Raw genomic sequence first — 25273 nt, 5'->3', positions numbered from 1 at the left:
ATCAGGCCAGCAGGGACATCGCCTGATCGACCGCGTCGCGCAGCCGCTGCCGGTCGGGTCGCTTGGCCAGCACCCGGACGCCCTGCACGAACGTCACCAGGAACCGCGCAAGCGCTTGCGGATCTTTACCCTTGGCCAGTTCGCCCTGGTCCTGGGCGCGGACCAGGGCTCCGGCAATGGCCGCCTGCAGGCCGTTCAGGCCGATGTCGACCAGCTCCGCCGCACTGTCGTCCTGCGGCAGTTCAACGGCTGTGTTGGTCACGAAACAGCCCTTGGGCTCGTCCAGCAGTCCTTCGAGGTACGTCCGGATGCCCGGCAAGGCCGGACCGGAGCCGGACAGCAGGTGCGCGTTGCGGCCGCCGGTGTCCGCGCAGTACCGGTCCAGCGCCTTCAGGTACAGCTCGTGCTTGCTGCCGAAGGTGGCGTAGATGCTGGCCCGGCCGATCCCCAGGTGCTCGACCAGGTCCTGCATCGACGTCGCCTCGTAACCGCGGCGCCAGAACAGCTCCAGCGCCGCCCGCAGCGCGGTGTCCGGATCGAACTCTTTGGTCCTGGCCACCGCACGACTTTAACAGAACGCCCAGTCCAGAATCAGGCCGAGCTGCCGGGGTCGCCGAGGACCAGCTTGCCCGCGTAGGTCAGCGTGGCCTCCGGGTTGAACGGGTGGAACGTGCCGGCCCGCACATCGCGGTAGGCGCGCTCCAGCCCGGCGTGCCGGTAGAACGAGCGCCCGCCGAGAACGTCCATCGCCAGGTTGACGACCTCGATCGCATCCAGCACGACCTGGCGTTTGGCCAGCATCAGCGTGATCATCGTGGCCGGGGTCGCCGTGTAGTCCTCACCGATCTCGTCGACGGACCCGAGCACTGCCCACCACGCGCAGCGCAGCTTGGCGTCCATCAGACCGATCTGGCGCGGCGACGCGTTCTTGGCTCCGGCAACCGCGATGTCGCGCGCTTTCGCCGCGATACCAAAGTAAGTAGCCGCCGCGACCGGTGCGAAGTGGACGAGCGCGGCCATCAGCGGCGCGCCGAACTCGCCGTATGGACGGCGCCCGGCGATCTTGTCGATCGGGATGAGCACGTCCTCCATCACGACGTCGTGGCTCGCCGTGCCGCGCATGCCCAGCGTGTCCCAGGTTTCCTCGATCCGGACGCCGGGCGCCGACAGCGGCACGCTGAAGTGCAGGACCTCGTCGTCGATCGCCGCGCACGTGGCGACGACCGTCGCGCCGGGCGACTGGCTGCAGAACGCCTTGCGTCCGTTGATCCGGAGGTTGTCGCCTTCCCGGACCGCGGTCGTGGTGGGCCACAACCAGTCCGAGCCGCCGCTGGTCGCGATCACGATGCCCTCGTCCGCGATCCTGCGGAGCACCCCTTCGGCGTCCGGTGCACCGTTGCGGCGCCGGTAGACCTGTACGAGCGTTAGGTAGTGGTGCATGGTCGACGCGAGTGCCGTTGCGCCGTCGTGTCGCGCCAGTTCTGCCTGTGCGTAACACACTTGACGGATGCTCGCGCCCAAGCCGCCTAACTCCTCGGGCACGGCGAGCGCGAGATAACCGGTCTCGCGCATGGCTTCGTAGGCCTCGGTGACGAAGGTCGCGTCGCGGTCGTGTTCGCCCGCGTGTCTGGCCGCGACGGCGCCGATGCGGGCCGCGAGTTCGACGAACCGCGCGTCGTCGGCACGGGCCGGGGTCGGGTAGGTGCCGGTTGCCTGGATGGTCTCAGTCATGGTCATGGGGACAGACGCTAGAAACTCAAACCGGCCCGAGGTAGTTCACAGACTGAACCGGGCGTAACGGTCCCGCCCAGCTCAGACGACTTACGACTATGCGAACCTACGGCCAGTACTGCCCGATCGTCCGCGCCGTCGAGGTGCTGGGTGACCGGTGGACGCTCCTGATCGTGCGGGACATGCTGATCGGGGCGACCCGGTTCAACGAGATCGCCCGCGGTCTGCCCGGCCTGTCGCGTGCCCTGCTTTCCCGCCGGCTGCGGCAGTTGCACAACGACGGGCTGATCGAGCGGTCGGCCGACGGCTACACGCTCACGGAAGCGGGTGAACAACTGCGCCCGATCGTGTTCGGGCTCGCCGACTGGGGCGCACGGTACGCGTTCGGCGACCCACGACCCGAGGAACTCGACCCCGAGGTGCTGATGTGGTGGATGCACGGCCAGGTCGACACGTCACAGGTGCGCAAGCGGTCGGTGATCCAGGTCGAGGTGGCCGACCGGCGCAGGACGTTCTGGCTGGTGCTGGAACCGGGTGAGGCGTCGGTGTGCAACTACGACCCGGGGTTCGACATCGACGCGGTGCTCAAGTCGGATCTGCGGACGCTGTACCAGATGTGGGAGGGCGAGATCGAGCTGAACGAGGGCCTGCGGGCCGGGACGATCAGCCTCACCGGGACGCGGACGGCGATCCGGGCGCTGCCCGGGATGCTCGGGTTCAGCCCGGTCGCTCCGCTGGTCCGGGCCGCCCGGCACTCGTGAGTGCCGGGCCGGCTCGGCGGTTCACCATTCGGTGCTGCGCCGCGGGGTCGTGGTGCCGTGCACGAGTTCGGAGTGCGCCTGGAAGGCGTTCCACGCCGCCTCGCGGATGACCGGCTGGATCTCCGGCGGAAGCTGGCCGATGGTGGCGTCGACGACCTCCGGGTCGCCCTCGTACATCATCAGGCCGAGCATCAGCGGCATGTCCTCGGGATTGGCCGACGCCGCGCCCTCCTGCACCATCGCGCTCCATTCGGCCTGCGAGATGTGCTTCTCCATCAACGGCAGAACCTGCTGCTCCTCCATCCCCAAATGCTCCTCGAGCGCGGGGATGAGCTTTTCGAAAGCGGCAGCGAGCCGTTCCCGGGACGGCGAGTCGGCATTTTCCCGCCACGAATCCAAGCTTGCCCTTACCTCCACGCCGAGTTTGTCGATCCCCTCGTGCTGCCCCTCCATGGTGTGCACGAGCGGCTCGAGCTCGTCCGGCACCCGCTCGAGCAGCAGCGGCCACAAATGCCGGTCCTCCATGCCATGGTGGTGGTGCAACGTCCCGTCGAGCAGAGCAGCGTGACCAGCGACAACCCCCGCCCGCTCGACATCCCCCTCCGCAACGGCGCGAACCAGCCCCGGCAACAACCGGAACTCCCGCCGGAAAGCGGTGTGCACCATGTACATGTCCCGAACATCAGCGGGCACATCAACAGTCATCGAAAACCCCTCATAGCGAGAATCGCCCAACCCATCAACAAACCCCATTGAACGACACCCACCCCACAACCGCACCCCAATGACAAATACCCGCCACCCCAAAACCCCGGCACCACAACAATTCCCGAACCCCAATTCCGAGGCGAAGCCGGGCCCACGGCGAAGCCGTGGCGGGGCTAGGGGGCGCAGCCCCATCGGGGGTCTGGGGGTCGCCCCCAGAAGATACGCGGACCGACCCGCGAAGTTGCGAAGCAACTGAGCAGGGTAAGCCAGAGGTCCGTGGGCCGGGTGGGGCTCGAACCCACGGCCAAGGGATTATGAGTCCCCTGCTCTGACCAACTGAGCTACCGGCCCCTGATAACAAAAGAACCCCAGGCTTGTCGTCCTGGGGTCTTGCTCCTCCAGCTGGACTCGAACCAGCAACCCTTCGATTAACAGTCGAATGCTCTGCCAATTGAGCTATGGAGGACCACTCGGTCGTCTACCGGTTGGTCCCGGCCTGACAGGAAGTAACTCTAGCGCATGCCGTTGAGGTCTGGTCGGCAGGGGGGTGGTCTCTGGGGGAAGATGGAGGGACGTAGTCGGGCGGTGGAAGGCGGAGAGCATGAAGCTGTTCCTGGTGGGTGTGGCCGTCGGTTACGTACTGGGCGCCAAGGCGGGCCGGGAGCGCTACGAGCAGATCATGCGGGCATACCGCGGCATCGTCGAGCACCCGGCCATCCAGAGCGCCGCGGGGGTGGCCCGGGCGAAGATCGGCGAGAAGCTGGGGCGCGAAGGCTAGCGCGTCTGAGCCACGGCGAACACGCGGCGGAACGGGAACCAGGTGCGGCCGTCGGGACGTTGCGGGTAGGCCTCGCGCAGCCGGGGTGCCAGGTCGGCCCGGAAGGCCGTCCACTCGTCGGGTGACAGTGCCGCTTTGATCGGGCGCAGGGCGGTGCCGGTGATCCACTCCAGGACCGGGTCGGGTCCGGTGAGGACCTGGACGTAGGTCGTCTCCCACGCGTCGACCATGCAGTCGCCGAGGATCGTGGCGTACTCGGTCGGTGTGAAAACGGCGTCTTCTTCTCGCAACAGCACCGATTCCAGCCGCGACCGCCATGAGCCGGCCGCGAGTTCACGCACGAGCGCATGCGAGGGCGCTTCGAAGTTCCCGGGGACTTGCAGCGCGATCCACGCGCCGGAGGGCAGTGCCGACACCCAGGACTGCAGGATCGCGTCATGCCCGGGCACCCACTGCAGGACGGCGTTGGTGACGATCACGTCGGTGTCGTCCTGCGGCTTCCAGCCCGCGACGTCACCCACATAGGCGTCGATGCCACGCGATCGGGCGGCGGTGACCATCTCCTCGGAGGAGTCCATCGCCTCCAGGGTCGCGCCGGGCCAGCGATCGGCCAGGACGGTTGTCAGGTTGCCGGGTCCGCAGCCCAGGTCCACCACACGACGGGGTGATTCGGCCTGGATCCGGGCGACCAGCTCGTAGAAGGGCCTGGACCGGTGATCGGCGAAGGCCAGGTACTTGTCGGGGTCCCACATATCCACCTCCAGCAAACCGTACGTACGTACTTTATTGCTGAGGGCGCTCCGACATCAACCTCAACTTCTCGGCGACCTCCTGCGCGACCTGCTCGACCGCCTCCTGGGAGGTCCCGGGATCCGGCCGGACCTGCAGCACGAACCCGTCCCGGCCGGGGACTTTCCGCTGTACGAACCAGGCTCCGCCGCCGGGCAGCTCCTGCCGGTGCCGGGACGTGATCGACTTCGTCACCCGGGCGTGCACCACATCGGGCAGCCGCCCGGTCCCGATCAGCACGTACCGGACCGGCGGCAGGTCGGTCAGCACGACGGCGTCACCGGCCTGGGACGTCTCCTCGGCCTCGATCAGGATCAGCGCCCCGCCGCCCCAGGTCGCCTTGCTGATCAGGTGCCAGCCGACCCGGCGCGACCCGGGCAGCCACAGCCCGTGCGAGGTCGCGATCAGGTGCCCGCCGGACTTCACCTCGGCCGTGGCCAGCACGTGTTCCTCGGGATCCAGCGTGCCCTCGAAGCCCTCGGGGACCGCGCGCCCGGTGATCCGGTCGATGAACCGTCGAAGCATTACGCGAGACTCCCGGAAGCCTGCTCCCCCAACGCCTTGTGGTACTGCTCCATGGCCACCAGGTCGCCGAACAGCGCCCGGTACTCGTCGGCGTTCTCCAGCGGGCTCAGCCGCTGCAGCCGCGACTTGATGTCCGCGATCTGCCGGGCGACCACGCTCTTGTTCAACGCGGCCATGATGCTCTCGACGTAGCGCATGTCCGGCTCGGGGCGGGCGTGCATGGGTTCCACGGACAGCTCGGTGACCAGCGACTGGACCACCTGGTGGGCACAGCTCTTGGCGACCGCGTCGACCAGTGCCGGACCGGCCAGGCCGCTCGAGGCCCCACCGGCGGTCTGCAGGCCCAGGTGCAGCTCCTGGTAGGCGGGATCGGTGAACGCCTCCGCGGGCAGGCTGTCGAACACCGGGCCGGCCAGGTGCGGAACCTGCAGCGCCGACTTCAGCGCCTCCCGCTGCAGGTGCAGCTCGGGGTCGTTCGGCCGGGGCCGGCGCGGGCCCTGCACCTCGATCGCCAGCGCGCCCTGGTTTGCGTCCACCGGGGCGGCCTTGCGCGGCGCGGACTTTCCGGTGGAGATGTCCCGGACCCGGCGGACCACGGTCTGGATGTCGTCCCAGCCGATCCAGCCGGCGAGCTGGCGGGCGTACTCGTCGCGCAGCGCCACGTCCTTGATCTGCGCCACCAGCGGCACCGTCCGGCGCAGCGCCTGCACCCGGCCCTCGGCGGCGTCCAGGTCGTGCCCGGCGAGCTCGGACCGCAGCCAGAACTCGATCAGCCGCTGGCGCCGGGCGACCAGGTCGCGCACCGCGACGTCGCCCTTGGCCTGCCGCAGCTCACACGGGTCCATGCCGTCCGGGGCGACCGCGATGAACGTCTGCGAGGCGAACCGCTGGTCCTCCTCGAACGCCTTCATCGCGGCCTTCTGACCAGCCTCGTCGCCGTCGAAGGTGTAGATCACCTCGCCGCGGAAGAACGTGTCGTCCATCAGCAGGCGGCGCAGCACGTTGATGTGCTCGGTGCCGAACGCGGTGCCACAGGACGCGACGGCCGTCGGCACGCCGGCCAGGTGCATGGCCATGACATCGGTGTACCCCTCGACGACCACCACCTGGTGGCGCTTGGAGATCTCCCGCTTGGCCATGTCCAGGCCGAACAGCACCTGGGACTTCTTGTAGATCGGCGTTTCCCGGGTGTTGAGGTACTTGGCCTGGATCTGGTCGTCGTCGAAGATCCGGCGGGCGCCGAAGCCGACCACGTCCCCGCCGAGGTCCCTGATCGGCCAGAGCAGCCGCCGGTGGAACTGGTCGATCGGGCCGCGCCGGCCGGCCTTGACCAGGCCGGCCTTCTCCAGTTCGGGCAGCTCGAAGCCGCGGCCGAGCAGGTGTTTGGTCAGCACGTCCCAGCCGCCCGGGGCGAACCCGCAGCCGAACTGGGTGGCCGCGGCCTGGTCGAACCCGCGCTGCGACAGGAACTCGCGGGCGGCCTGGGCCTCCGGCGTGCGCAGCTGTTCGGCGTAGAACTCGGCGGCGGCGCGATGGGCGTCGACCAGCCTGGAGCGGGTGCCGCGGTCGCGTTGGACGCTGGTCCCGCCGCCCTCGTAGGTCAGCTTGACGCCGACGCGCTCGGCGAGCCGCTCCACCGCCTCGACGAAGCTCAGATGGTCGATCTTGCACAGGAAGGCGATGACGTCGCCGCCCTCACCACAGCCGAAGCAGTGGAACGTCCCGTGCGTGGGGCGCACGTTGAACGACGGGGTCTTCTCGTCGTGGAACGGGCACAGGCCCTTGACCGCTCCCCCACCGACCCGGCGCAACGCGACGTACTCGCCGATCACCTCGTCGATCTGGTTGCGCTCACGCACGAGGGCGATATCGCTGTCCCGGATCCGTCCTGCCACGCCGCCAAGCTTATGCCTACGCCTAACATGAGTTCTGTGACCGTCAGCCAGGACACCCTCGCCGAGGAGTTCCGCGAGCACCGGGCGCATCTGCTCGGGGTCGCCTACCGGCTGACCGGGACGCTCTCCGACGCCGAGGACGCGGTGCAGGAGGCCTGGCTTCGACTGTCCACTGTGGACCGCAATGGGATCAGGGACCTGCGCGCCTGGCTGACCACCGTGACCGGCCGGCTCTGCCTGGACCGGCTGCGGTCGGCCGCCGTGCAGCGGGAGCGCTACGTCGGGTCCTGGCTGCCGGAGCCGGTGGTGACGCCGCTGACCCCGCAGCCGACCGAGGACCCGCTGGAGGTCGTCGTTCGCGACGACGGTATGCGGATGGCCGCGCTGGTCGTGCTGGACAAGCTGTCCCCCGAGCAGCGGGTGGCGTTCGTGCTGCACGACGCGTTCAGTGTGCCGTTCGAGGAGATCGCGGAGACCCTGGGCTGCGCCACCGCGACGGCCCGGCAGTACGCCTCCCGCGGGCGCAAAGCCGTCGCGGACGCCGATCCGCCGCCACGAGCCTCGATGGAGGAGCAGCGCTCCCTTGTGGAACGTTTCGTGGCCGCCGTGTCGAGCGGTGACCTGCGGTCCGTCGTCGAACTGCTGCACCCTGACGTGGCGCTGGTCGGCGACTCCAACGGCAAGGCCCGCACCACGGTCAACGTCATCACCGGGCGTGAGAAGGTGGCCCGCTTCCTGATCGGCCTGATGGCCAAGTACAAGCTGGGCCGGGTGCCCGGCGAACCGGTGCTGGTGAACGGCGACCTCGGCCTCTACCTGCCGTACACCCCGGCGGACGAGGCCCACCCGGAGATCGCCCGCCGGGTGGACGGGTTCGCCGTGCGGGACGGCAAGATCGCCGGGGTGTACGACGTCGTGAATCCGGACAAGCTCACTCGCGTCCCGGAGTGAGCGGCACCCGGCAGGCGTCACCGGAGGAGAACCCCTGCTCGGCGATGCCCAGGGCACTGTTGGTGCGGGCGCGCATGTTCTCCAGCGCGATCTGGTAGGTGAGCTCGACCATGCCCCGCTCCCCGAACACGGCCACCAGCTCGGCGACCTGCTCGTCGGTCACCTGAACGGGTGTGGCGGTCATCGCATCGGCGTACGCGATCGCCAGCCGCTCCTTATCGGTGTACTTCGGCGACGTCGCATAGTCGTCGATCTCACGCAACCGGTCGACATCCAGCCCGCTCAACCGCTGAAGCATGGTGCCGAAATCAATGCACCACTCGCAACCGAGCCGCACGGCGGTCCGGTAAACAGCCAGCTCACGAACCGACTTCGGCAAGGTCTTGCTGGCCCGTTCGGCCATCAGTTCGTGAACGCCACCAGTCACCGCCAAGCCGCGGTGATGCATCATCACGGCCAGCGGCTCGGGAACAACCCCGAACCGCTTGGCAGCGAACCGATACACCAACCGCCCCACCACACCGGCGCGCCCAGCCGACACACCCACAACCCGTGTCATCGGAAATCTCCTCTCGCCCAACCCGTCCTCATCCAGACGAGAGACCTCCGCCAAACGTGACACCAGAACCTCGCGCCGCTGTCGAGCGCCCGGTTCCCAAAACCCATGCCCCAGCGCTGCCGCCCTGTTTTGGCCAAGCGCTACCTCCCTGCTTGGCCCTCCCCAGCGCTACCGCCCCTGTTTTGGCACTCCTCAGGACTGCCGCTCTGTTTTGGCCCTCCCCAGCCCTACTCATGCCGTCGCCAGCGTCCGGGGTCCCCAGGGCTATGCCTCACCCCTGCTTTGTTTGATCCACCACAAGCCTGCTCGCGTGACTGCCGGACGTTCGGCGCTTAGTTCGGTGTGCCCGGAGTGGCGGTGGTGCCGTGTCGTCCTGCTCCGGCCGTGAACCGTGCCGCACCTTCCAGCGCACCATCAGCAAGGGACGTCAAGCCGTGCTGGAGTTCGCCGGCCAGGGCGGTCTGCTCGTCGAGACTCCACTGTTCGAGGGCGGACAAGCGATCCTGGCGCATGCAAATCTGTGGGAGCTGGGCGAGGTCGCGGGCGAGGGCTTCGGCGGCCGCACGCTCCTGTCCTTGTGGCACAACGCGATTGGCGAGCCCGATGGCCAGTGCCTCCTGGGCGTCGACCGCACGGCCGGTGAGGATCATGTCCATCGCGCGGCTCTGGCCGATCAGCCGGGGCAGCCGGATGGTCCCGCCGTCGATCAACGGCACGCCCCATCGGCGGCAGAACACCCCGAAGACCGCGTCCTCGGCGGCCACTCGCAGGTCACACCAGATGGCCAGCTCGAGGCCACCTGCCACCGCATAGCCGGACACGGCGGCGATCACCGGTTTGCCCAGGCGCATCCGGGTCGGTCCCATCGGGCCGTCGCCGTCGGTGGTCACCTGGTTCCCGCGCTCGGTGCCGATCGCCTTGAGGTCCGCGCCCGCACAGAACGTGCCGCCGTCGCCCCACAGCACCGCGACCTTCGCCTCGTCGTCCGCGTCGAACTCACGGAAGGCGTCGGCAAGTGCTTGCGCGGTCGGGCCGTCCACGGCGTTGCGCGCTTCCGGCCGCGACAGCACAACTGTCCACACTGGACCATCACGGTCGACTCGTACGGTTGGCATACGGTCAGCCTAGGACGGGTCGGTCACTCTCGCCGAGAAGTACACCGCCCCGGTCCTGGTGTGCCGCACCAGCAACAGGAACGGCCGGTCCACGACGACCTCCACCGGCTGCTGCGGGTTGAACGACAGCACACGCATCATCACGGCCGTCGCCGCCGCGCCCTCCAGGCCCTGCTCGTCCAGTTTGAGCACTGTCTCATGCAGAACAGCCTGTACCGCAAGCGGATCCGCACTGATCCCGGACAGGTTGGCGTCGTCGGTGAACACCGTCCGCACACCCAGGGTGTTCAGCACGGGGGTCAGCTCGGCCTGCAGCTTCAGGCTCAGCTTGGGCAGCCGCAAGCTCACCGCCTGCCGCTTCGGCGCGGCGAGCAGTGTCTCCAGCGAGCCCGCGTCCACTTCGGGCAGGTCACCGTCGGGCAGCAGAACCACGGCCTCCACCTGACCGACGGTTGGCAGCTGCACGACCTGCCACCCGGAAGTCCTTGCGTACCCCAAGGTCTCGCTGACGAACATCATCGGCACCTGCACGCGTCCCCCGGGCGTGTGGAACGGCCGAGGCGTGGTCGCCGACTCGGTGAACGCGTGCCGCCAACCGACCTTCAGGTACAGCGCGTTGACCAGTGCGGCAACCGTGTCGTGCTTGATCACGCCGTCCGGCAGCAGGTCCTGGATCAGGTCATGGGTCGTCCGGGCCACGTCCTCGTTGATCTCGGTCCGCGCGCGATCGGGGTCCTTGCCGAACGGCGCGGTCCGCACCGACCCGCTGGGCATGCTGGTCAGCGCGTCGGCGAAGCCGGAGTTGATTCGCACCCGCTCGTCGGCCCACAGGGTGTTGGACACCGCGATCTCCGGCCGCTCGTCGTCACTGTGCGGCACCACGACGTCCTCGGCCTCGCCAAGCAGCCGGATCAGCTGCTCGACCTGGCCCGCCTTGTCGCCGGTGAGCAACGCGACCAGCTCGTCCCTGGTCGCGCCCTCAGCACCGCGCGCTACCAGCGCCAACGCGCTGGCGACCGAGAACGGCGACCAGACAACGTTGCCCGGCAACGCGTCCTGCACCGCGACAGTGAACTCCAGGTGCGCCCGGTCCGTCACTGGCGAGGGTCCCGCAACGCCACGGTCTGGGCATCACTCGGAATGGGCTTGGCACCCATCGACTGCGGCCCGGTCGGCTTGGGACGGCGCGGCTCCCGCACCCCCGCCGAACCACCCGCCTCACCAGGACGGCCACCCCGACCCACACCTGCGGGCACACGGCGGCGGAACAGCTTCCGGAGCAAGCGCGAAATCGGATTGGCCATACCCCGAGTGTGCCACCGGTCACGCCATCGAGCAGTTCACCCGCAGCGAACTCCCCCATCCCCGCACCGGGTTCCACAACCCCAACCACCACCGCGCGCCACCAAGACGCGTCGGCGTGCAGATCGTCGAGCAGTGCGACGAACTGTTCGTCGGTAGTCCCAAGATGGGCTTCAGCCGAAGCACCCCCGGCCCGACCAGGTCCGACGAGCATGATCGACAACGCCATCCACGCCATCGGGCGCCACGAGGCACCACCCGCGCCACCAGGCACCACCGGCGAGATCACTCATGACCGTCCGAACCCGGCCCCGCTCAGCCCGGCTCGGGCGACCGCGCGGGAGGCGACCTGTACCGCGGTCCGCACATGCCTGCCCAGGAGCCCGAGTACAGCAACGGAAGGCCACGCTGACCCTCGCCGCACATCGATGGTCCCCAGCCCGCAATACGTACGCCGGACTGACCAAGGCCGTGTCGATGTCGCCCAGTGCGGTGACCGAGCGGGTCAGGCGGCTGGAGCAGGCCGGGATCATCCGCGGGTACCGGTGCGTACGCGATGCCGGTCAGGATCCAGTCCGCGCCAACGCTTCCTTCCACCTGCAGGGCAGCAAGTCGTGGTGCAGAGGGATGCATCGAGCGGGCTGGAGTCCGCGAAGGCGCGAACCTTTCAAGATCCGCGGCATAGAGATCGCCATCCTCGGCTGCCCTGCCGCCGGTCCTGCAGATCCGTCCCCGATCAACAAGTCAGGCCAGTTGCCGAAGCCATTCCGGATCCACCTGATCGACAACCGCGTGAGTCATCCCGGAATTCGGTCACTCGTCGCCCCAACAACCAGCTGGAAGCCATCCCAGCCCTTGCGGCTGGTCGCCCGGACCACGGGCGCACCTCGTACACGCCGTGCCCACGGACTCGCCCACCTGGACTCGAACCAGCAACCCTTCGACCAACAGTCGCTTGCCTGTCCCACTGGCCGTGCGGGTTTGTTCAGTTGTACGGAACTGGCGGGGTGTCAGCGGGCGCGGACGAAAGCCTCATGCCAGGCGACGGCCTGCGCGTCGGTCAGCGAAGCGACCTGGTCGATCAGCACCCGATGGCGTTCGCCATCGTTGTGCGCATCGTGCCACGCGGACTGGAACGCCGGTTCCAGAGCGTCAGGTGCGTAGTCCTCCAATGCCTTCAGTAGTTCCGTCAGCAGCTCGCGCTGCTGTTCCTGCAGGGCCAGCCGGGTCGGGTCGCTCATGACGTACTTGAGCGCCAACGACTTCAGCAAAGCCACTTCGACCGCGGCCTGCCGCGGGATCACCAGATCCGCGTCATACCGGGTCAGGTCGCCGTCGCCGTACACCCGCCGCGTCTCGCCCACGGCGGCTGACGCGAACCGGCCGACCAGCTCACTGGTCAGCCGCTTCAACGCGACCTGCGCGCCGAGCGACCCGTCGTAGCCGACCGCCGCCGCGACCGCCGACAGGTCCAGTAAGTGCGCCGCCGCGGCCTCCAGCTCCGGCAACGGCTCCGCCGAGAAGTGCCGTGCGGCCAGCTCGGCGATCGCCGACCGCTCCTCGGCGTCCGCCAGCACACCCAGCGCGATCCGGCCGGCCCGCACCCCGTCCTCCACGTCGTGCACCGAGTAGGCCACGTCGTCGGACCAGTCCATCACCTGAGCCTCCAGGCAGCACCGCCGCTCCGGCGCTCCCTGCCTGATCCAGTCGAAGACCGCGCGGTCGTCCTCGTACACGCCGAACTTCCGCTTGCCCTCGATGCGCGGCCACGGGTACTTGACCGTCGCGTCGAGCACCGCCCTGGTCAGGTTCAGCCCGGCCGACGGCTCCTTGGGTTCCAGCCTCGTCAGGATCCGCAAGGTCTGCGCGTTGCCCTCGAACCCGCCATGGTCCCTGGCCGCCATGTCGAGCGCGGTCTCACCGTTGTGCCCGAACGGCGGGTGGCCGATGTCGTGCGCGAGGCCGGCCGTGTCCACCACGTCCGGGTCGCAGCCCAGCTCCTCGGCGATCTCCCGGCCGATCTGCGCGACCTCCAGCGAGTGGGTGAGCCGCGTCCGCGGCACCCCGTACACCTCGGTGCCCTCGCCAGGACCCACGACCTGGGTCTTGCCCGCCAGCCGCCGCAACGCCGCCGAGTGCAGCACCCGCGCCCGGTCCCGCGAGAACGGGCTGCGCCGCTGCGCTGAGGCCCCTGGCAGCACGCCGCCTTTCGCCGGCTCGTCGAACAGCCGGGCGGTGTCGTGCGGTGTGTACGTCACTCGAGGTCCACACCGATGTCATCCGCCGGGGCGTTGAACACGCGGTAGTACAGCAGCGCCGCGGTCTCCCGGAGGATGTACTTCGCCTGGATCTCGCGCGTCTGCACGACCGGCCCCGTGTGGGTCGGTGACGTCCATGCGGACAACCCCGCGTCCCGGGCCATCGTCCTGGCACGTAAGGAATGCCACGGGTCGCTGACGATCACCGCCGACGACCAGCCGCGCTGCCCCGCCATTCTGGCCACCGCCTGGATGGTGCCCAATGTGTCGTTGCCCTCGCCGACGGCGACCACCCGGTCGCGCGGCACGCCGTGCGAGGTCAGCCATCTCACGCCGGCGTCGGCCTCGGTGTACCGGTCACCCGCGCGCCGGCCGCCCCCGGTCACGATGTAACCGGCGACCCCGGCGTCGAACAGGTTCTTCGCATGCTGCAGGCGGTTCTCCAGGATCGGCGACGGCTTGCCCGCGTACTGCGCGGCGCCCAGCACGACCACCGCGTCCGCCCTGGTCCGATCGTCCTGCCTGGCCTCCTGCCACACCCGGAACCCTGTGCCGCCCACGACCAGCGCGAGCATCAGCACGAGGCCGATCAGGCCCCTTCTGATCCAGCGTTTGGCCACGATGGCCCTGGTTGGGTTGGTCACGATCGCATCATGGCAGACCGCACCGACAGTTTTGGACGGCCGGGGTCAGAGCCAGCCGCGGTCCTCCGCCAGCCGGGCCGCCTCGGCCCTGGTCCGTGCCCCGGTCTTGCCGATCGCGGAGGACAGGTGGTTGCGGACGGTGCCCTCGGAAAGATGCAGCGAACGCGCGATGTCGGCGATCGTCCCGCCGTCGCTGGACTCGGCCAGCACCTCACGCTCCCGCAAGGTCAGCGGGCTGTGCCCGGTCGCGAGCGATTCCGCTGCCAGCGACGGGTCGACCACGCGCAGCCCGGCGTGTACTCGCCGGACCGCGTCCACGAGCTGCTCGGGTGGCGCGTCCTTCACCACGAACCCCGCGGCGCCAGCGGCCAGCGCCCTGCTGAGGTACCCCGGACGGCCGAAGGTCGTGCACATCACGACCTTGCAAGCAGGCATCGCTGCCCGCAGCTCCGCCGCAGCGGTCAGCCCATCCTTGCCGGGCATCTGCACGTCGAGCAGGGCCACGTCGGGGCTGGTCTGCTGGGCCGCCGCCAGGACGTCATCGCCGGTACCGACCTCGGCGACCACCTCCATGTCGGACTCGAGGCCCAGCATCGCCGCCAGCGCGCCACGGACCAGCGTCTGGTCGTCGGCCAGCAGAATCCTGATCATGTCTACACATCCGCCCGCAACAGGAACCCACCTTCGTCTCGGGGCGCGGCCGTGAGCCGTCCGTCGACCTTGGCCAGCCGTTCCCGCAACCCTGCCAGCCCGTTGCCGCCGTTGCTGTCCACAGTAGACATACCGGAACCGTTGTCCTCGACCTCGATCCACGACTGTCCCAGCCGGATCTGACACCGGCTGGCACCACTGTGGCGGATCACGTTGGTCACGCCTTCGCGTAGAACGTATCCGAACGGCTCCTGCAGCTCGCCGGGCACATCGTCCACCGCCTGTGGCAGGTCCGCGTCGATGCCCGCAGCCAGCAACGCGGCCTTGGCACCCGCGATCTCGGCCGGCAATGACACCTGGCGATAGCCCGACACGGTCGCCCTGATCTCGGTGAGCGCCTGCCGGGACAGCCTTTCCACGTCGTGCACCTCGGTCAGCGCCCGGTCGACATCCGCCGAGCTCTCCAGGATCCGCCTGGCCAGACCGGCCTTCAGGGTGATCGTGGTCAGGCTGTGGCCCAGCACGTCGTGCAGGTCGCGGGCGACTCTGGCCCGTTCCTCAGCCACCGCGAGTGTCCTGATCTCGTCTCTCGCCAGCTGCAGCTCACCGGACTTCCGCGCGAACCCGCGGACGGTGAACATCAGGCCAGTGAGAATCGCCAGGATGACCCCGCCCTGGAAGTTCGGTGAACCGTGCTGGATCCCGGTCACCGCCAGCACGGCCGAGGTAGCCGTGACCCCATAGGCGAGGCCGACCGCAGACGGCAGCAACATCATGGCCGCGACGACCGCATACGTGAGGTAGGTCAGGTCATTCGAGTCCATCATCAGCGCGAACGCGACCGGCGGCAGCGTGCACGCCACCACCAGCCAGATCCGAGCCTGGTGGGACAGCCCGAGACCACGCCACAAGGCGAACGTGTAGGCCGCCCCATAGGCCACCGCGAGCAGCAGAACCGCAATGCCGACCCATGCCGGCCGTTGTGGTTCGAAGCCCTTGATGATCGCCTCGACCAGGTAGAACAGGAAGATCGCGGGAAACAGCGTCGCCGCGAACGGCGGGCGCCGTCCCAGGGGCTCTGGCCAGGTACAAGCCGCGTTCACAGCCCTACCGTACGTCCCGGTCATTTCCTCGCGCTGTCAAGCCGGTAGCGACGGGCCGTCAGGACTCCCAGCACGGCGGTCCAGGCAGCGAGCACGAGCACCGCCGGAAGCAGGTCCTGCCGGGTGTCCACCGCCGAAACGCCCACCTTGTTCATCCAGTAGGTCGGCAGCACCTTGGCCAGGCCGCTGAAGAAACCCGGCAGCACGTCGAGCGGCAGCCAAAGCCCGCCGAACATGGCTAAGACCATCATCAGCACACCGGTGATCGACTGCATGCTGTCCGCCGTGCCGTACTGGCCGAGGAGCAAACCCAGCAGTGCGAACGGAATCGCCGCGAGCCACACGCCGAGGGTGACCTGCAGCCATTGACCGGGGTCGAGCCGGACGCCTTCGACCACCACGCCGACCAAGGGCACCAAAACGACCGCAGGCAAGGCGACGACCATGCCGACGACGCCCTTCCCAGCGAGGTAGCCGCCACCGGTGAGTGGCGTCAGGCGCAGCTGCCGTTGCCAGCCGGCGTCCCGCTCGATCGCCACCCGGGCGCCCGCGAACAGCGCCGCCGCGAAGGCGCCCCAAGTGGACATGTTGATCATCAGCACGGTCCGGGCATCCGGATCGCTCCCATGGACATTGGCCAGGAAGACGAACATCAGGATCGGAAGCGCGACGGTGAAGACCAGGAACCGCCCGGCCCGCAGCGCGCGTTTGATCTCGAGGACCAGGTATCCGGTGCTCATCAGGCGTTCTCCTTCGCGGTCAGCGCGAGGAAGGCCTCTTCCAGGCCGGCGGCGCTGATCTCGATGTCGTGCACGTCGGGATAGGTGTTCAACAGGGCGCGCAAGGCGGTGTCCGAGTCGGTGCAGTCCAGCTGGACGCGTTCGGCGCGACGGGTCGCATCCAGCACACCAGGCAGCCGGACCAGCTCGTCGGCGGCGACGTACGGAAGCACGGCGTTGATCGTCCGGCCCGAGGCCATCTCCCGGACCTTCGCGACACTGCCGTCGGCGACGATCCGACCGGACCGCATGAGGACCACCCGGTCGGCGAACTCCTCGGCCTCGTCGAGGTAGTGCGTGGCGAACAGGACCGTCCGGCCCGCATCGGTGAATTCACGCATCGAGGCCCAGAACTCCCGCCGGGTACCGACATCCATCGCCGCGGTCGGCTCGTCGAGCACCAGCAGGTCCGGATTGGACACCAGCGCTACGGCGAACCGGACGCGCTGTTTCTGCCCGCCGGACAGCTTGGTGCACCGGCGGTTCACCAGGTCCTCGATGCCCGCACGGCGCAGCGCCTCGGCGACCGGCATCGGCCTGCGGTGCAAGGACGCGATCATCGCGACGGTCTCCCCCACTGTCGCGTCGTCCAGCAAGGTGCCGTTCTGCAGCATCGCGCCGATCGACCCCTCGGCGACGGCGTCCGCGGGCTGCTTGCCGAACACGGTGACCTCACCGGCGTCGGGCCTGGTCAACCCGATGATCATGTCGACCGTCGTGGACTTGCCCGCGCCGTTCGGGCCGAGCAGCGCGACGACCTCGCCCGGTGCGATCAGCAAATCGATCCCGTCGACCGCCCGGACGTCCCCATAGTGCTTGCGCAGTCCCGCGATGCTGACCGCGGCTCCCAGTTGCTTCACGTCTCATACTGTGCTTGACCTGGGCATTCGGCACTCAGGCCGCAAGTCACGACTGTACCCATGACATCTGTCGTGGCCTTATACACGACCATCCGGCCGCATCGGCCGAATCAAGATCGACAACGCCGAGTTGTCCACAAGTGGCAGTTATCCACAGGCGCCGACGGCACCCCTCGCCTCCGCACAGCCCGCGATGGAAAGTGGACACATGACGAACCGCAGCCTGATCGACCTCGAAGCACTGTCCACTTTGTTCCCGCATCGCGTCGCCAACGCGGGCGACCTGGTCGCTCTAGGCATGCCCGCCCTTACCGTGCAACGAAGATGCTCGGCGAACGGCCCGTGGCAACGGCTCTTCCCCGGAGTCGTCCTGCTGTCCAGCCAACCGCCGACACGCACGCAACTCCTGCAAGGAGCACTGTGTTACGCGCGGGGAGCGATCGTGACGGGACACGACGCCCTCGCGCTGCACGGAATCCAGACAGTCTCCCCGGACGGGCAGATCCATCTGCTTGTGCCGGAGGCCAGATTCGTGCGCGGACGGGGAAAGTTGCGCGTGGAGCGGACGTCCACGCCACCGAAACCCGTTCTGCGCAACCGTTTGCTCATAGCGCCACTGGCCAGAGCCGCGGTGGACGCGGCCCGGCACATGCGGACGGAGGATGAGATGCTCGCGATGTTCTCGGAGGTGGTGTTCAAGCACGGCGTCCGGCTCGACGAGCTCAACACGCAGCTGATCGTCGGCGGCTTCCGGGGAGTCACGCCGGTCAGACGAGCGCTGCACGACCTCGGCACGCGGATCCGCAACGAACTTGCGGCATCCGCGCGCTCACTGGTCCATCGAGCGGGACTGCCACCGCCGCGATGGAATGTCCCTGTTGACGATGCCAACGGCAATCCCCTCGGCAACGTCACCGGTACCTGGGACGACGTCGGCCTGGCGTGGGACGTGCACGCCTTCGACTTCGATCCCGCGCCCGCCAGTTATCCGATCGCACTGAAAAGAGGATCCCGCCTGGCCGCCAACGGAGTAGTCGTCCTGCACACACCCGCCACGTTCATCCGGACGAAGCCCGATGCCGTCATCGCCGAACTGCGTGCCGCCCACGCGCATTCGCGGCCTGCCGAATGCGTTTCCCATGCCTAGGGGGTGTTTGTCGGTGAAACCCACCTTGGCCGAGTGGGCATCGTTCCAGCGGCACCGACAGAATGTTTGTCCTTTGGCCTTGCGCTGAGGCACCTGCCTCAGGCTCCGGCCCACGTCGCCGAGAACGTGATTCGGACCGTGTCCGACCTGCCGCGGCAGCCGGTCGTCCACCCGGATGTCCCATGCGGTCGGTCGACATCCACGTCGGGTTGCTGACAACACCAGACGTGCCCGTGCCAGCCGCGTTCGTGTTCGACACTCGCCGGATTCATGCCGACCCGGCGAATGTCGATCACAGGATGCCCTTGGGCCGCCTCGGGCTCCCGGCACTGTTCAGGCGATCGCGACGCACGATCTCGGTGCCGGACGCCCTTCGGCGGGTTTCAGCAGCCGGGCAGCTGCCCGGCGAGGTAGGCCTCGAGCTTGTCGATGGAGATCCGCTCCTGGGTCATCGTGTCCCGCTCGCGCACGGTGACCGCCTGGTCGCTGAGCGAGTCGAAGTCGACGGTCACACAGAAAGGAGTACCGATCTCGTCCTGCCGGCGGTAGCGGCGGCCGATGGCCCCCGCGTCGTCGAAGTCCGTGTTCCAGTTGCGGCGCAGCTTCGCGGCGACATCGCGCGCCTTCGGAGACAGCTCCGCGTTCCGCGAAAGGGGAAGCACAGCGATCTTGATCGGTGCGAGCCTGCGGTCCAGGCGCAGCACCACCCGCTTGTCCACACCGCCCTTGGCGTTCGGCGCCTCGTCCTCGTGGTAGGCGTCGAGCATGAACGCCATCATCGACCGGCCCACGCCGGCAGCCGGCTCGATGACATAGGGGCGGTACCGGGAGTCCGTGGTCTGGTCGAAGTACGAGAGGTCCACGCCCGAGTGGTTGGAGTGGGTGGTCAGGTCGAAGTCGGTGCGGTTGGCGATGCCTTCCAGCTCGCCCCACTCACCGCTGGCCAGGCCGTAGCGGTACTCGATGTCCACGGTCCGCTTGGAGTAGTGCGACAGCTTCTCCTGCGGGTGCTCGAACAGACGGAGGTTGTCCGGGTTGATGCCCAGATCGGTGTACCAGCTCAGCCGCTCGTCGATCCACTTCTGGTGCCACTCCTCGTCGGTGCCGGGCTCGACGAAGAACTCCATCTCCATCTGCTCGAACTCACGGGTCCGGAAGATGAAGTTGCCAGGGGTGATCTCGTTGCGGAACGACTTGCCGATCTGGCCGATGCCGAACGGCGGCTTGCGACGGGAGGTGGTCTGCACGTTCAGGTAGTTGATGAAGATGCCCTGCGCGGTCTCGGGCCGCAGGTAGTGCATGCCTTCGGCGCTCTCGACCGGGCCGAGGTAGGTCTTGAGCATCATGTTGAACGCGCGCGGCTCGGTGTACTGGCCGCGGGTGCCGCAGTTCGGGCATGGCACGTCGGACAGGTCGTTCTCGTCCGTGGGCTTGCCGGACCGCTCCTGGTACTCCTCGGCGAGCTGGTCGGCGCGGAAGCGCTTGTGGCAGCTCAGGCACTCCACGAGCGGGTCGGTGAAGACCTTCTCGTGGCCGGAGGCGACCCAGACCTCGCGCGGGAGGATGACCGACGAGTCGAGCCCGACGACGTCGTCTCGGCCCTGGACGACGGACTTCCACCACTGGCGCTTGATGTTGTCCTTCAGCTCCACACCGAGCGGCCCGTAGTCCCAAGCCGAACGTGTTCCGCCGTAGATCTCACCCGACGGGTAGACGAAGCCACGGCGCTTGCAAAGGCTGACTACGGTATCGATCCGATCGGCGGGCACGAACACTCCATACATCTACACGGGGAACAGCTCGGGGAGTTGTCAGCGTAGCCGCCTGTCACCGGCCACCACGAGGGGATTCCCCTATCACCCCATTGGCTTGATCGTCACGGATCCGAGTTGTGATGCGCGGATTCGCATTCGACCATTCAGCAGGAAGGATACCGCCGAAAGGACCACAACATGACGACAGTCGCGCACCGGCAGGCCGAGACCCACCGGCACACCCACGGGCCAAGCTGCGGGCACGACGCCGTCGTACACGCCGATCACGTCGACTACCTGCACGACGGTCACGTCCACCGCGAGCACGTCACCGAGGCCGGAGTGCACTACGACGAGTGCGACAGCTGTGTCTGCCCGCACTGCTCCGACTCGTGCGCGGTGTGCTCCTGCGTGGACTGCGCATGCCCGACCTGCAACCACGCTGCCTGCTCGTGTGCGTCGTGCGCGGACTCGTGCGCGAACTGCACCTGCGGCGACTGCACCTGCCCCACCTGCAACCACGCGGCGTGAGTCACCCGCGAGCACGCTGCCTGACTCACGCGCCTGAACTCTCTCGTGACAGGTTGCCAGGCTCAGCTGCGGCCACGGCTGCCGGTTGAGGTGCCAGCGTGCTATCGGTTGAGGTGCGAGCACGCTGTCCGACTCGCCTGCTCCGGCTCGCGCCAAACTCGGCTGCGCTGATCGTGCTTGACCTCACCCGACCCAGCGCCACACCCGGCCGGACTGATCCGATGTGACCTCACGCCCCAACGTCAAACTTGGGCGGAGTGATCCGATGTGCCCCCACCCGACGCGCGCCTGACGCGATGGGGGCCGCTCGGCTTGACCTCACCCGCCCAGGGCCTGACTCGGCGAGGACCGCGGGTTCGGCTAAGCCTCACCCGACCCAGCGGCAGATTCGGCTGGGCAGGACCGGCTTGATCTCACTTGAGCCCGTCTGAGTCTGGCCGAACCCTGCGGCAGCCTCAGGCGATCCGGGGGCCGGAGGTTACGGCCGGGGTGTGGCGGGGCCGCTGGCCTCACCGGGCCGGACTGTGGCGGCGTCCTCGGCGACGAGGCTGGTGTGGTGGGTGAGGTGGCCGTCGGCCGACTCGGTGACGATCTCGTAAGCGGAGGCGTCGCCGCGGGACAGGAACGGGATGACGTGTTCGCGCACGTCGAAGGGCGACATGGCGCGGCGGTAGGCGACCACGGAGGCGAACTGGACGGTCAGGGTCCAGCGGGTGGGCTCGTCGGCGGAGTGGCCGAGGATGGCGTGCCGGCAGCCGGGCTGGGCGGTCAGCAGGGCGATCGCCCGGTTGGCGAGCGTCGTGAACTCGGGCGTGTCGGTGCCGGGCACCGTGAAACTGCAGACCAAAAGCACGGCGTCGCGCCCCTTTCCTAGGATCGGCGTCACGGTATCGCCGAGCCGAGGAGGCCCACCGTGCCAGGCAGAAGGAACATGCGGGTGAAGCTGCTCCCGGGCGACGGCCCGCTGGCCAGGGTGCGGCCCATCCTGGTGTTCATCGTGGTCATCGGGCTGTTCGCGGCCGGGGTTGGCATCAGCGGGCCGCTCGGCGCGCTGATGCTGGGCGTGCTGGCGCTCGGGGTGGGTGTGCTGCTCGCGGTGACCTGGAAGGCGCTCGGCCCCACCGATCGGGTGATGCGCATCGGTGTCTTCGTCCTGCTGGTGGCGATCGCGATCCTTCAGCTGCGTTGAACACGACTACGGAAATCATTAGCGACTAGACTTGGGTGAACAGGGGCGCATCGAGGAGTAAGGCGGCGGCCAATGCTGGACAGGGCGGCAGCGAACAGCAGTGTGAGCACAGAGGCTGCGCAACAGGAGCACTCACCGGAGCGGCCGTCCGTCGAGCCGGTGCCGGTCCGGGCGCCATCGACACTGACCGCGGCCGGCGATCTGCTCAGGGCGCTGGCCGCGCCGGTGCGGATCTCGATCGTGCTGCAGCTGCGCGAGTCGGACCGGTGCGTCCACGAACTGGTCGACGTGCTGGGTGTGGCCCAGCCGCTGATCAGCCAGCACCTGCGCGTGCTGAAGTCGGCTGGCGTGGTCGAGGGCGAGCGGCACGGCCGCGAAGTCGTGTACCGCCTGGTCGATGAGCACTTGTCGCATATCGTGGTGGACGCGGTGGCGCATGTGGAGGAGGCTCGGGGCTGATGTCCATCCCGAATCGCACCCAGGCCACCACCGCCCGTCGGTCGACCAAGCAGCGTGCCGCCGTGGCCGGACTGCTGGACGATCTCGACGAGTTCCGCTCGGCCCAGGACCTCCACGAGGAGCTGCGCAAACGCGGCGAGGGCATCGGACTGACCACCGTCTACCGCACATTGCAGTCCCTGGCGGACGCCGGCGAGGTGGACGTCCTGCGCACCGACACCGGCGAGGCGATCTACCGCCGCTGCTCCCAGCACCACCACCATCACCTCGTGTGCCGCGTCTGCGGCCGCACCGTCGAAGTCGAAGGCCCAGCCGTCGAGAAGTGGGCCGACCGCGTCGCCGAGGAGAACGGCTTCTCCGAGATCAGCCACACGGTCGAGATCTTCGGCACCTGCGCCGCCTGCACCAAACCCTGAACAACCCACACACCTGCACACCTGCACACACCGGTCCCGGACGGCTTCGGCTACCCGGGGCCGGTTGCTGTCGCAGCGCACGGCAGCAACGGACCGCGGTCGCCACCACCCGAGCCGGATCCAAAGCCGTGCCGGATCCAAAGCCAAGCCCCGTCTAACGCCAAGCCCGATCCAACGCCGAGCCCGTCTAACGCCGAGCCCATCCAAAAGCGGAGCCCACCCAAAGCCAAGCCCGATCCAACGCCAAGCCGGTCTAACGCCGAGCCCCGTCTAACGCCAAGCCCCCTCCAACGCCGAGCCCATCCAAAAGCGGAGCCCATCCAACGCCGAGCCCGATCTAAGGCCGAGCCCGATCTAAGGCCGAGTCTCATCCAAAAGCGGCCCATCCAACGCCGAGCCCGGTCCAAAGCCGAATCCGATGCGGCCACCCACGAGCACGACGACCCGGAGCGAGCGATGGCCGAGATCGGCGGTCAGTGCCGGTCGACTGGCGGCGTGGAGCGTCGCCAAGAGCACCAGACCGAGGACGGGACGGAGTTGGGATGCCTTGGCCGCCACCAGACCCTGCGGCGTTTCGCAACCTCGCGAGTTGAGGGTTGGTGGTTGAGGGTGGGTCAGTACTCGTAGGGGTCTTCGGGTTCGGCGGTGGGTTTGAGGTCTTTCACCGTCACTGTGGGGGTGTAGCGGGATTCCTTTGTGGAGGTGCCGGGTTGGTAGGTCACTGTGGCTTGGACCCAGGAGTCGCTCGGGAGGGTTTCGACCGTGGGGCCGTCCAGTTTGACTTTCACCGGGTAGGCGTCCGCGGCACAGCAGCCGATGGTGAGACGGGCGAGGTAGGTGTCCGCGTCTTTGTGGACTACGAAACCGGTGAGGCGGACGGGGCGGTTGTTCAGCGAGCCGGACTTGTCCCAGGCCGCGCGTTCGACGAAGTCGCGCATGCTCTGGTCGATGACGTCGCCGGCGGGAAGCGCTGGGAAGCCGAACTCCTCGCTCGAGGTGGGTGGTGGGGTCCGGTTGTCGGCGCGGTTGACCGAGTCCTCGCCGAGCGCGGGTGGGGCGATCAGGAAGACGGCGAGCACCGGCAGGAGCAGCAGCCACGTGCTGTACGAGCCGTGGTGGTGCCCGTGGCCAGGTCCGTGTTCGTCGGTTTCGAGTGGGCGGCGCGCGGCGATGATGTCGCGACCGATCGACACGAACGCCACCACGACCATGATCACCCCCGCGGCGATCAACCACGGCAACTGCGCGGGCTTCACGTAGCGCAGGTAGGTGCCGTTCAAGGAGATCTTCAGCAGCGCCCCGCCCAGCAGCACCAGCAGGATGTTCTGCGTTTCGCGCCTCATCCCACGCCTCCGAAGACAAGCAGGCCAGTGACCACAGCGCAGGCGATGGCTACGACGAAGGTGATTGGGGCGAACCTGAACGCGAACGACTTGCCGAACGTGCCGACCTGCAACGCGATCAGCTTCACGTCAACGACCGGCCCGACTACGAGGAAGACCAGGCGCGGCAACAACGGAAGCATCGACAGCGACGCCGCCACGAAAGCGTCGGCCTCACTGCAGATCGCCAGGATCACGGCGAGGAACGCCATCACGATGACGCCCAGCGCGATGTTGCCCCCGATCGCGTCCAGCCACTCGGGCTTGGCGTAGACGTTCAACGCCGCCGCGGTCACGCCACCGATCACGAGGAACCCACCCGACTCGACCAGGTCATGCCGGATCGCCTCGACGAAGGTCTTCCAGCGCGAGCCGCCAGTGTGCTCGGGAAGGCGCTCGAGGGCGCGGGCGGCGATCCACTCCAGCTTGCCGAACCGCGCCCACAACCACCCCATGACGATGGCGGTGGCGAGGGAACCGATGAAGCGCGCGAGCACGAGCTCGGGCTTGCCGGGGAACGCCACCGCCGTGGCGACCAGGACGATCGGGTTCACAGCCGGTGCCGCGAGCAGGAACGCCAACGCCACGGACGACGGAACGCCCTGCTGGATCAGCCGCCGCGACACCGGAACCGAGGCGCACTCACACCCCGGCAGCGCCACCCCCGCGACGCCGGCCACCGGCACGGCCAGGACTTCCTTGCGCGGCAACGCCTTCCGCAACACACTGGCCGGCACGAACGCCGCGATCGCGCCGCTGATCACCACGCCCAGCACCAGGAACGGCAACGCCTGCACGCACACCGCCACGAACACAGTGGACGCGGTGCGCAGCTTCGGAATGTCCAAAATGCTCGCCAACGAGTCCTGGAACACCACCGCGAGCACCAGCAGGACACACAGGATCTCCAGCGACGTGATCCCGATCCCCCGCCGCGGGCGCTGATCGCCCGCCTTCTCCTCGACAGCCGCCGTCACCCCATCACC

At 68.3% G+C, this 25273-nt stretch carries 28 protein-coding genes, 2 tRNA genes and 1 pseudogene; 8 read left to right on the top strand and 23 right to left on the bottom strand.

What is annotated here, in order from left to right; translation table 11 throughout:
* Nucleotide 1 precedes the first annotated feature (1 nt).
* The gene (locus AB0J95_RS37670) at nucleotides 2-559 is read right to left on the bottom strand and encodes a TetR family transcriptional regulator (RefSeq protein ID WP_364769223.1); all 558 of its coding nucleotides are present in this window, start codon (nucleotides 557-559) and stop codon (nucleotides 2-4) included.
* A 32-nt stretch (nucleotides 560-591) separates the two neighbouring features.
* Nucleotides 592-1737, bottom strand: coding sequence for an acyl-CoA dehydrogenase family protein (locus AB0J95_RS37665; protein ID WP_364769221.1), 1146 nt, complete (start codon nucleotides 1735-1737; stop codon nucleotides 592-594).
* Nucleotides 1738-1829: 92 nt separating this feature from the next.
* Between AB0J95_RS37665 and AB0J95_RS37660 the strand changes: the two genes are divergently transcribed.
* Entirely contained in the window at nucleotides 1830-2492 is a 663-nt protein-coding gene (locus AB0J95_RS37660) for a helix-turn-helix domain-containing protein (RefSeq protein ID WP_364769219.1), read from the top strand.
* Between the two features lie 21 nt (nucleotides 2493-2513).
* Here AB0J95_RS37660 and AB0J95_RS37655 read toward each other — a convergent pair whose 3' ends face one another.
* The 3 genes from AB0J95_RS37655 to AB0J95_RS37645 all read right to left on the bottom strand — a co-directional run bounded on the left by AB0J95_RS37655 (nucleotide 2514) and on the right by AB0J95_RS37645 (nucleotide 3666).
* Nucleotides 2514-3197, bottom strand: coding sequence for a hemerythrin domain-containing protein (locus AB0J95_RS37655; protein WP_364769217.1), 684 nt, complete (start codon nucleotides 3195-3197; stop codon nucleotides 2514-2516).
* A 280-nt stretch (nucleotides 3198-3477) separates the two neighbouring features.
* Nucleotides 3478-3551 (bottom strand) — tRNA-Ile (locus AB0J95_RS37650).
* A 42-nt stretch (nucleotides 3552-3593) separates the two neighbouring features.
* A tRNA-Asn gene (locus AB0J95_RS37645) sits at nucleotides 3594-3666 on the bottom strand.
* A gap of 135 nt (nucleotides 3667-3801) precedes the next feature.
* Here AB0J95_RS37645 and AB0J95_RS37640 point away from each other — a divergent pair.
* The gene (locus AB0J95_RS37640; protein ID WP_364769215.1) at nucleotides 3802-3978 is read left to right on the top strand and encodes a hypothetical protein; all 177 of its coding nucleotides are present in this window, start codon (nucleotides 3802-3804) and stop codon (nucleotides 3976-3978) included.
* On the opposite strand, the gene AB0J95_RS37635 is transcribed toward AB0J95_RS37640, so the two are convergent.
* From AB0J95_RS37635 to dnaG, 3 genes are read right to left on the bottom strand one after another with little or no spacing between them, the layout of a single operon-like run.
* Nucleotides 3975-4730, bottom strand: a complete 756-nt coding sequence (locus AB0J95_RS37635; protein WP_364769213.1) for a trans-aconitate 2-methyltransferase — start codon at nucleotides 4728-4730, stop codon at nucleotides 3975-3977. The genes AB0J95_RS37640 and AB0J95_RS37635 overlap by 4 nt on opposite strands.
* Nucleotides 4731-4761: 31 nt before the next feature.
* A complete protein-coding gene (locus AB0J95_RS37630) occupies nucleotides 4762-5292 on the bottom strand; it encodes a hypothetical protein (RefSeq protein WP_364769211.1) in 531 nt (176 codons plus the stop codon).
* Complete coding sequence (dnaG, locus tag AB0J95_RS37625) at nucleotides 5292-7187, bottom strand: DNA primase (protein ID WP_364769209.1); 1896 nt, start codon at nucleotides 7185-7187, stop codon at nucleotides 5292-5294. Before dnaG ends, AB0J95_RS37630 begins: the two co-directional genes overlap by 1 nt.
* Nucleotides 7188-7214: 27 nt before the next feature.
* Between dnaG and AB0J95_RS37620 the strand changes: the two genes are divergently transcribed.
* Nucleotides 7215-8138 carry a sigma-70 family RNA polymerase sigma factor gene (locus AB0J95_RS37620; protein ID WP_364769207.1) on the top strand — a complete coding sequence of 308 codons (924 nt, stop codon included), beginning with the start codon at nucleotides 7215-7217 and terminating at the stop codon, nucleotides 8136-8138.
* Here the strand turns inward: AB0J95_RS37620 and AB0J95_RS37615 are convergent.
* The 3 genes from AB0J95_RS37615 to AB0J95_RS37605 form a co-directional block, all read right to left on the bottom strand.
* Nucleotides 8119-8697: a carboxymuconolactone decarboxylase family protein gene (locus tag AB0J95_RS37615; protein ID WP_364769205.1), complete on the bottom strand. Its 579-nt coding sequence runs from the start codon at nucleotides 8695-8697 to the stop codon at nucleotides 8119-8121. The genes AB0J95_RS37620 and AB0J95_RS37615 overlap by 20 nt on opposite strands.
* Before the next feature lie 332 nt (nucleotides 8698-9029).
* A complete protein-coding gene (locus AB0J95_RS37610) occupies nucleotides 9030-9812 on the bottom strand; it encodes a crotonase/enoyl-CoA hydratase family protein (protein WP_364769203.1) in 783 nt (260 codons plus the stop codon).
* A gap of 9 nt (nucleotides 9813-9821) precedes the next feature.
* On the bottom strand, nucleotides 9822-10910 hold the full coding sequence (locus AB0J95_RS37605; protein ID WP_364769201.1) for a serpin family protein: 1089 nt from the start codon (nucleotides 10908-10910) through the stop codon (nucleotides 9822-9824).
* 612 nt (nucleotides 10911-11522) lie between these two features.
* On the opposite strand from AB0J95_RS37605, the pseudogene AB0J95_RS37600 reads away from it, so the two are divergent.
* Nucleotides 11523-11657 (top strand): annotated as a pseudogene (locus AB0J95_RS37600) (winged helix-turn-helix transcriptional regulator); the annotation flags it as partial.
* Nucleotides 11658-12124: 467 nt separating this feature from the next.
* Here AB0J95_RS37600 and AB0J95_RS37595 read toward each other — a convergent pair.
* From AB0J95_RS37595 to AB0J95_RS37570, 6 genes are all read right to left on the bottom strand, one after another.
* A complete protein-coding gene (locus tag AB0J95_RS37595; protein ID WP_364769199.1) occupies nucleotides 12125-13372 on the bottom strand; it encodes a deoxyguanosinetriphosphate triphosphohydrolase in 1248 nt (415 codons plus the stop codon).
* Nucleotides 13369-13947 (bottom strand): YdcF family protein, encoded by a 579-nt coding sequence (locus tag AB0J95_RS37590; RefSeq protein WP_364769311.1) that lies wholly within the window; start codon nucleotides 13945-13947, stop codon nucleotides 13369-13371. Before AB0J95_RS37590 ends, AB0J95_RS37595 begins: the two co-directional genes overlap by 4 nt.
* 114 nt (nucleotides 13948-14061) lie before the next feature.
* Nucleotides 14062-14667: a response regulator transcription factor gene (locus tag AB0J95_RS37585; protein WP_364769197.1), complete on the bottom strand. Its 606-nt coding sequence runs from the start codon at nucleotides 14665-14667 to the stop codon at nucleotides 14062-14064.
* Between the two features lie 2 nt (nucleotides 14668-14669).
* On the bottom strand, nucleotides 14670-15770 hold the full coding sequence (locus tag AB0J95_RS37580; RefSeq protein WP_364769195.1) for a histidine kinase: 1101 nt from the start codon (nucleotides 15768-15770) through the stop codon (nucleotides 14670-14672).
* 20 nt (nucleotides 15771-15790) lie between these two features.
* Complete coding sequence (locus AB0J95_RS37575; protein WP_364769193.1) at nucleotides 15791-16510, bottom strand: ABC transporter permease; 720 nt, start codon at nucleotides 16508-16510, stop codon at nucleotides 15791-15793.
* On the bottom strand, nucleotides 16510-17409 hold the full coding sequence (locus AB0J95_RS37570; protein ID WP_364769191.1) for an ABC transporter ATP-binding protein: 900 nt from the start codon (nucleotides 17407-17409) through the stop codon (nucleotides 16510-16512). Before AB0J95_RS37570 ends, AB0J95_RS37575 begins: the two co-directional genes overlap by 1 nt.
* A 208-nt stretch (nucleotides 17410-17617) precedes the next feature.
* On the opposite strand from AB0J95_RS37570, the gene AB0J95_RS37565 reads away from it, so the two are divergent.
* Entirely contained in the window at nucleotides 17618-18556 is a 939-nt protein-coding gene (locus tag AB0J95_RS37565) for a hypothetical protein (protein ID WP_364769189.1), read from the top strand.
* Nucleotides 18557-18939: 383 nt separating this feature from the next.
* Here the strand turns inward: AB0J95_RS37565 and AB0J95_RS37560 are convergent, their stop codons facing one another.
* The 4 genes from AB0J95_RS37560 to AB0J95_RS37545 all read right to left on the bottom strand — a co-directional run bounded on the left by AB0J95_RS37560 (nucleotide 18940) and on the right by AB0J95_RS37545 (nucleotide 21694).
* Nucleotides 18940-20325: a glycine--tRNA ligase gene (locus AB0J95_RS37560; protein ID WP_364769187.1), complete on the bottom strand. Its 1386-nt coding sequence runs from the start codon at nucleotides 20323-20325 to the stop codon at nucleotides 18940-18942.
* An 87-nt stretch (nucleotides 20326-20412) separates the two neighbouring features.
* Nucleotides 20413-20628: a hypothetical protein gene (locus AB0J95_RS37555; RefSeq protein WP_364769185.1), complete on the bottom strand. Its 216-nt coding sequence runs from the start codon at nucleotides 20626-20628 to the stop codon at nucleotides 20413-20415.
* 29 nt (nucleotides 20629-20657) lie between these two features.
* Nucleotides 20658-20846: a hypothetical protein gene (locus AB0J95_RS37550; RefSeq protein WP_364769183.1), complete on the bottom strand. Its 189-nt coding sequence runs from the start codon at nucleotides 20844-20846 to the stop codon at nucleotides 20658-20660.
* 473 nt (nucleotides 20847-21319) lie between these two features.
* Complete coding sequence (locus AB0J95_RS37545) at nucleotides 21320-21694, bottom strand: antibiotic biosynthesis monooxygenase (protein ID WP_364769181.1); 375 nt, start codon at nucleotides 21692-21694, stop codon at nucleotides 21320-21322.
* A 60-nt stretch (nucleotides 21695-21754) separates the two neighbouring features.
* Here AB0J95_RS37545 and AB0J95_RS37540 point away from each other — a divergent pair, with 60 nt between their 5' ends.
* The 3 genes from AB0J95_RS37540 to AB0J95_RS37530 all read left to right on the top strand — a co-directional run bounded on the left by AB0J95_RS37540 (nucleotide 21755) and on the right by AB0J95_RS37530 (nucleotide 22905).
* Nucleotides 21755-22030, top strand: a complete 276-nt coding sequence (locus tag AB0J95_RS37540; protein ID WP_364769179.1) for a hypothetical protein — start codon at nucleotides 21755-21757, stop codon at nucleotides 22028-22030.
* 72 nt (nucleotides 22031-22102) lie between these two features.
* Nucleotides 22103-22489 (top strand): metalloregulator ArsR/SmtB family transcription factor, encoded by a 387-nt coding sequence (locus AB0J95_RS37535; RefSeq protein WP_364769177.1) that lies wholly within the window; start codon nucleotides 22103-22105, stop codon nucleotides 22487-22489.
* On the top strand, nucleotides 22489-22905 hold the full coding sequence (locus tag AB0J95_RS37530) for a Fur family transcriptional regulator (RefSeq protein WP_364769175.1): 417 nt from the start codon (nucleotides 22489-22491) through the stop codon (nucleotides 22903-22905). The genes AB0J95_RS37535 and AB0J95_RS37530 overlap by 1 nt, the downstream gene beginning before the upstream one ends.
* Before the next feature lie 614 nt (nucleotides 22906-23519).
* Here AB0J95_RS37530 and AB0J95_RS37525 read toward each other — a convergent pair.
* Nucleotides 23520-24248, bottom strand: coding sequence for a TIGR03943 family protein (locus AB0J95_RS37525; protein WP_364769173.1), 729 nt, complete (start codon nucleotides 24246-24248; stop codon nucleotides 23520-23522).
* Nucleotides 24245-25264: a permease gene (locus tag AB0J95_RS37520; RefSeq protein ID WP_364769171.1), complete on the bottom strand. Its 1020-nt coding sequence runs from the start codon at nucleotides 25262-25264 to the stop codon at nucleotides 24245-24247. The genes AB0J95_RS37525 and AB0J95_RS37520 overlap by 4 nt, the downstream gene beginning before the upstream one ends.
* Nucleotides 25265-25273 lie beyond the last annotated feature (9 nt).

The sequence above is a fragment of the Actinocrispum sp. NPDC049592 genome (assembly GCF_040675465.1).
Taxonomy (GTDB): domain Bacteria; phylum Actinomycetota; class Actinomycetes; order Mycobacteriales; family Pseudonocardiaceae; genus Kibdelosporangium.
This window is presented reverse-complemented; position numbering and strand designations above follow the sequence as displayed.

Excerpts from the sequence above, each read along its gene's own strand:
- AB0J95_RS37665 (WP_364769221.1), bottom strand. The coding sequence starts at position 1,737 with ATGACCATGACTGAGACCATCCAGGCAACCGGCACCTACCCGACCCCG.
- AB0J95_RS37660 (WP_364769219.1), top strand. The coding sequence starts at position 1,830 with ATGCGAACCTACGGCCAGTACTGCCCGATCGTCCGCGCCGTCGAGGTG.
- AB0J95_RS37655 (WP_364769217.1), bottom strand. The coding sequence starts at position 3,197 with ATGACTGTTGATGTGCCCGCTGATGTTCGGGACATGTACATGGTGCAC.
- AB0J95_RS37640 (WP_364769215.1), top strand. The coding sequence starts at position 3,802 with ATGAAGCTGTTCCTGGTGGGTGTGGCCGTCGGTTACGTACTGGGCGCC.
- AB0J95_RS37635 (WP_364769213.1), bottom strand. The coding sequence starts at position 4,730 with ATGTGGGACCCCGACAAGTACCTGGCCTTCGCCGATCACCGGTCCAGG.
- AB0J95_RS37630 (WP_364769211.1), bottom strand. The coding sequence starts at position 5,292 with ATGCTTCGACGGTTCATCGACCGGATCACCGGGCGCGCGGTCCCCGAG.
- AB0J95_RS37620 (WP_364769207.1), top strand. The coding sequence starts at position 7,215 with ATGAGTTCTGTGACCGTCAGCCAGGACACCCTCGCCGAGGAGTTCCGC.
- AB0J95_RS37615 (WP_364769205.1), bottom strand. The coding sequence starts at position 8,697 with ATGACACGGGTTGTGGGTGTGTCGGCTGGGCGCGCCGGTGTGGTGGGG.
- AB0J95_RS37610 (WP_364769203.1), bottom strand. The coding sequence starts at position 9,812 with ATGCCAACCGTACGAGTCGACCGTGATGGTCCAGTGTGGACAGTTGTG.
- AB0J95_RS37590 (WP_364769311.1), bottom strand. The coding sequence starts at position 13,947 with ATGCTCGCGCTGGTCGTGGGCGGCACAGGGTTCCGGGTGTGGCAGGAG.
- AB0J95_RS37585 (WP_364769197.1), bottom strand. The coding sequence starts at position 14,667 with ATGATCAGGATTCTGCTGGCCGACGACCAGACGCTGGTCCGTGGCGCG.
- AB0J95_RS37575 (WP_364769193.1), bottom strand. The coding sequence starts at position 16,510 with ATGAGCACCGGATACCTGGTCCTCGAGATCAAACGCGCGCTGCGGGCC.
- AB0J95_RS37565 (WP_364769189.1), top strand. The coding sequence starts at position 17,618 with ATGACGAACCGCAGCCTGATCGACCTCGAAGCACTGTCCACTTTGTTC.
- AB0J95_RS37535 (WP_364769177.1), top strand. The coding sequence starts at position 22,103 with ATGCTGGACAGGGCGGCAGCGAACAGCAGTGTGAGCACAGAGGCTGCG.
- AB0J95_RS37530 (WP_364769175.1), top strand. The coding sequence starts at position 22,489 with ATGTCCATCCCGAATCGCACCCAGGCCACCACCGCCCGTCGGTCGACC.
- AB0J95_RS37525 (WP_364769173.1), bottom strand. The coding sequence starts at position 24,248 with ATGAGGCGCGAAACGCAGAACATCCTGCTGGTGCTGCTGGGCGGGGCG.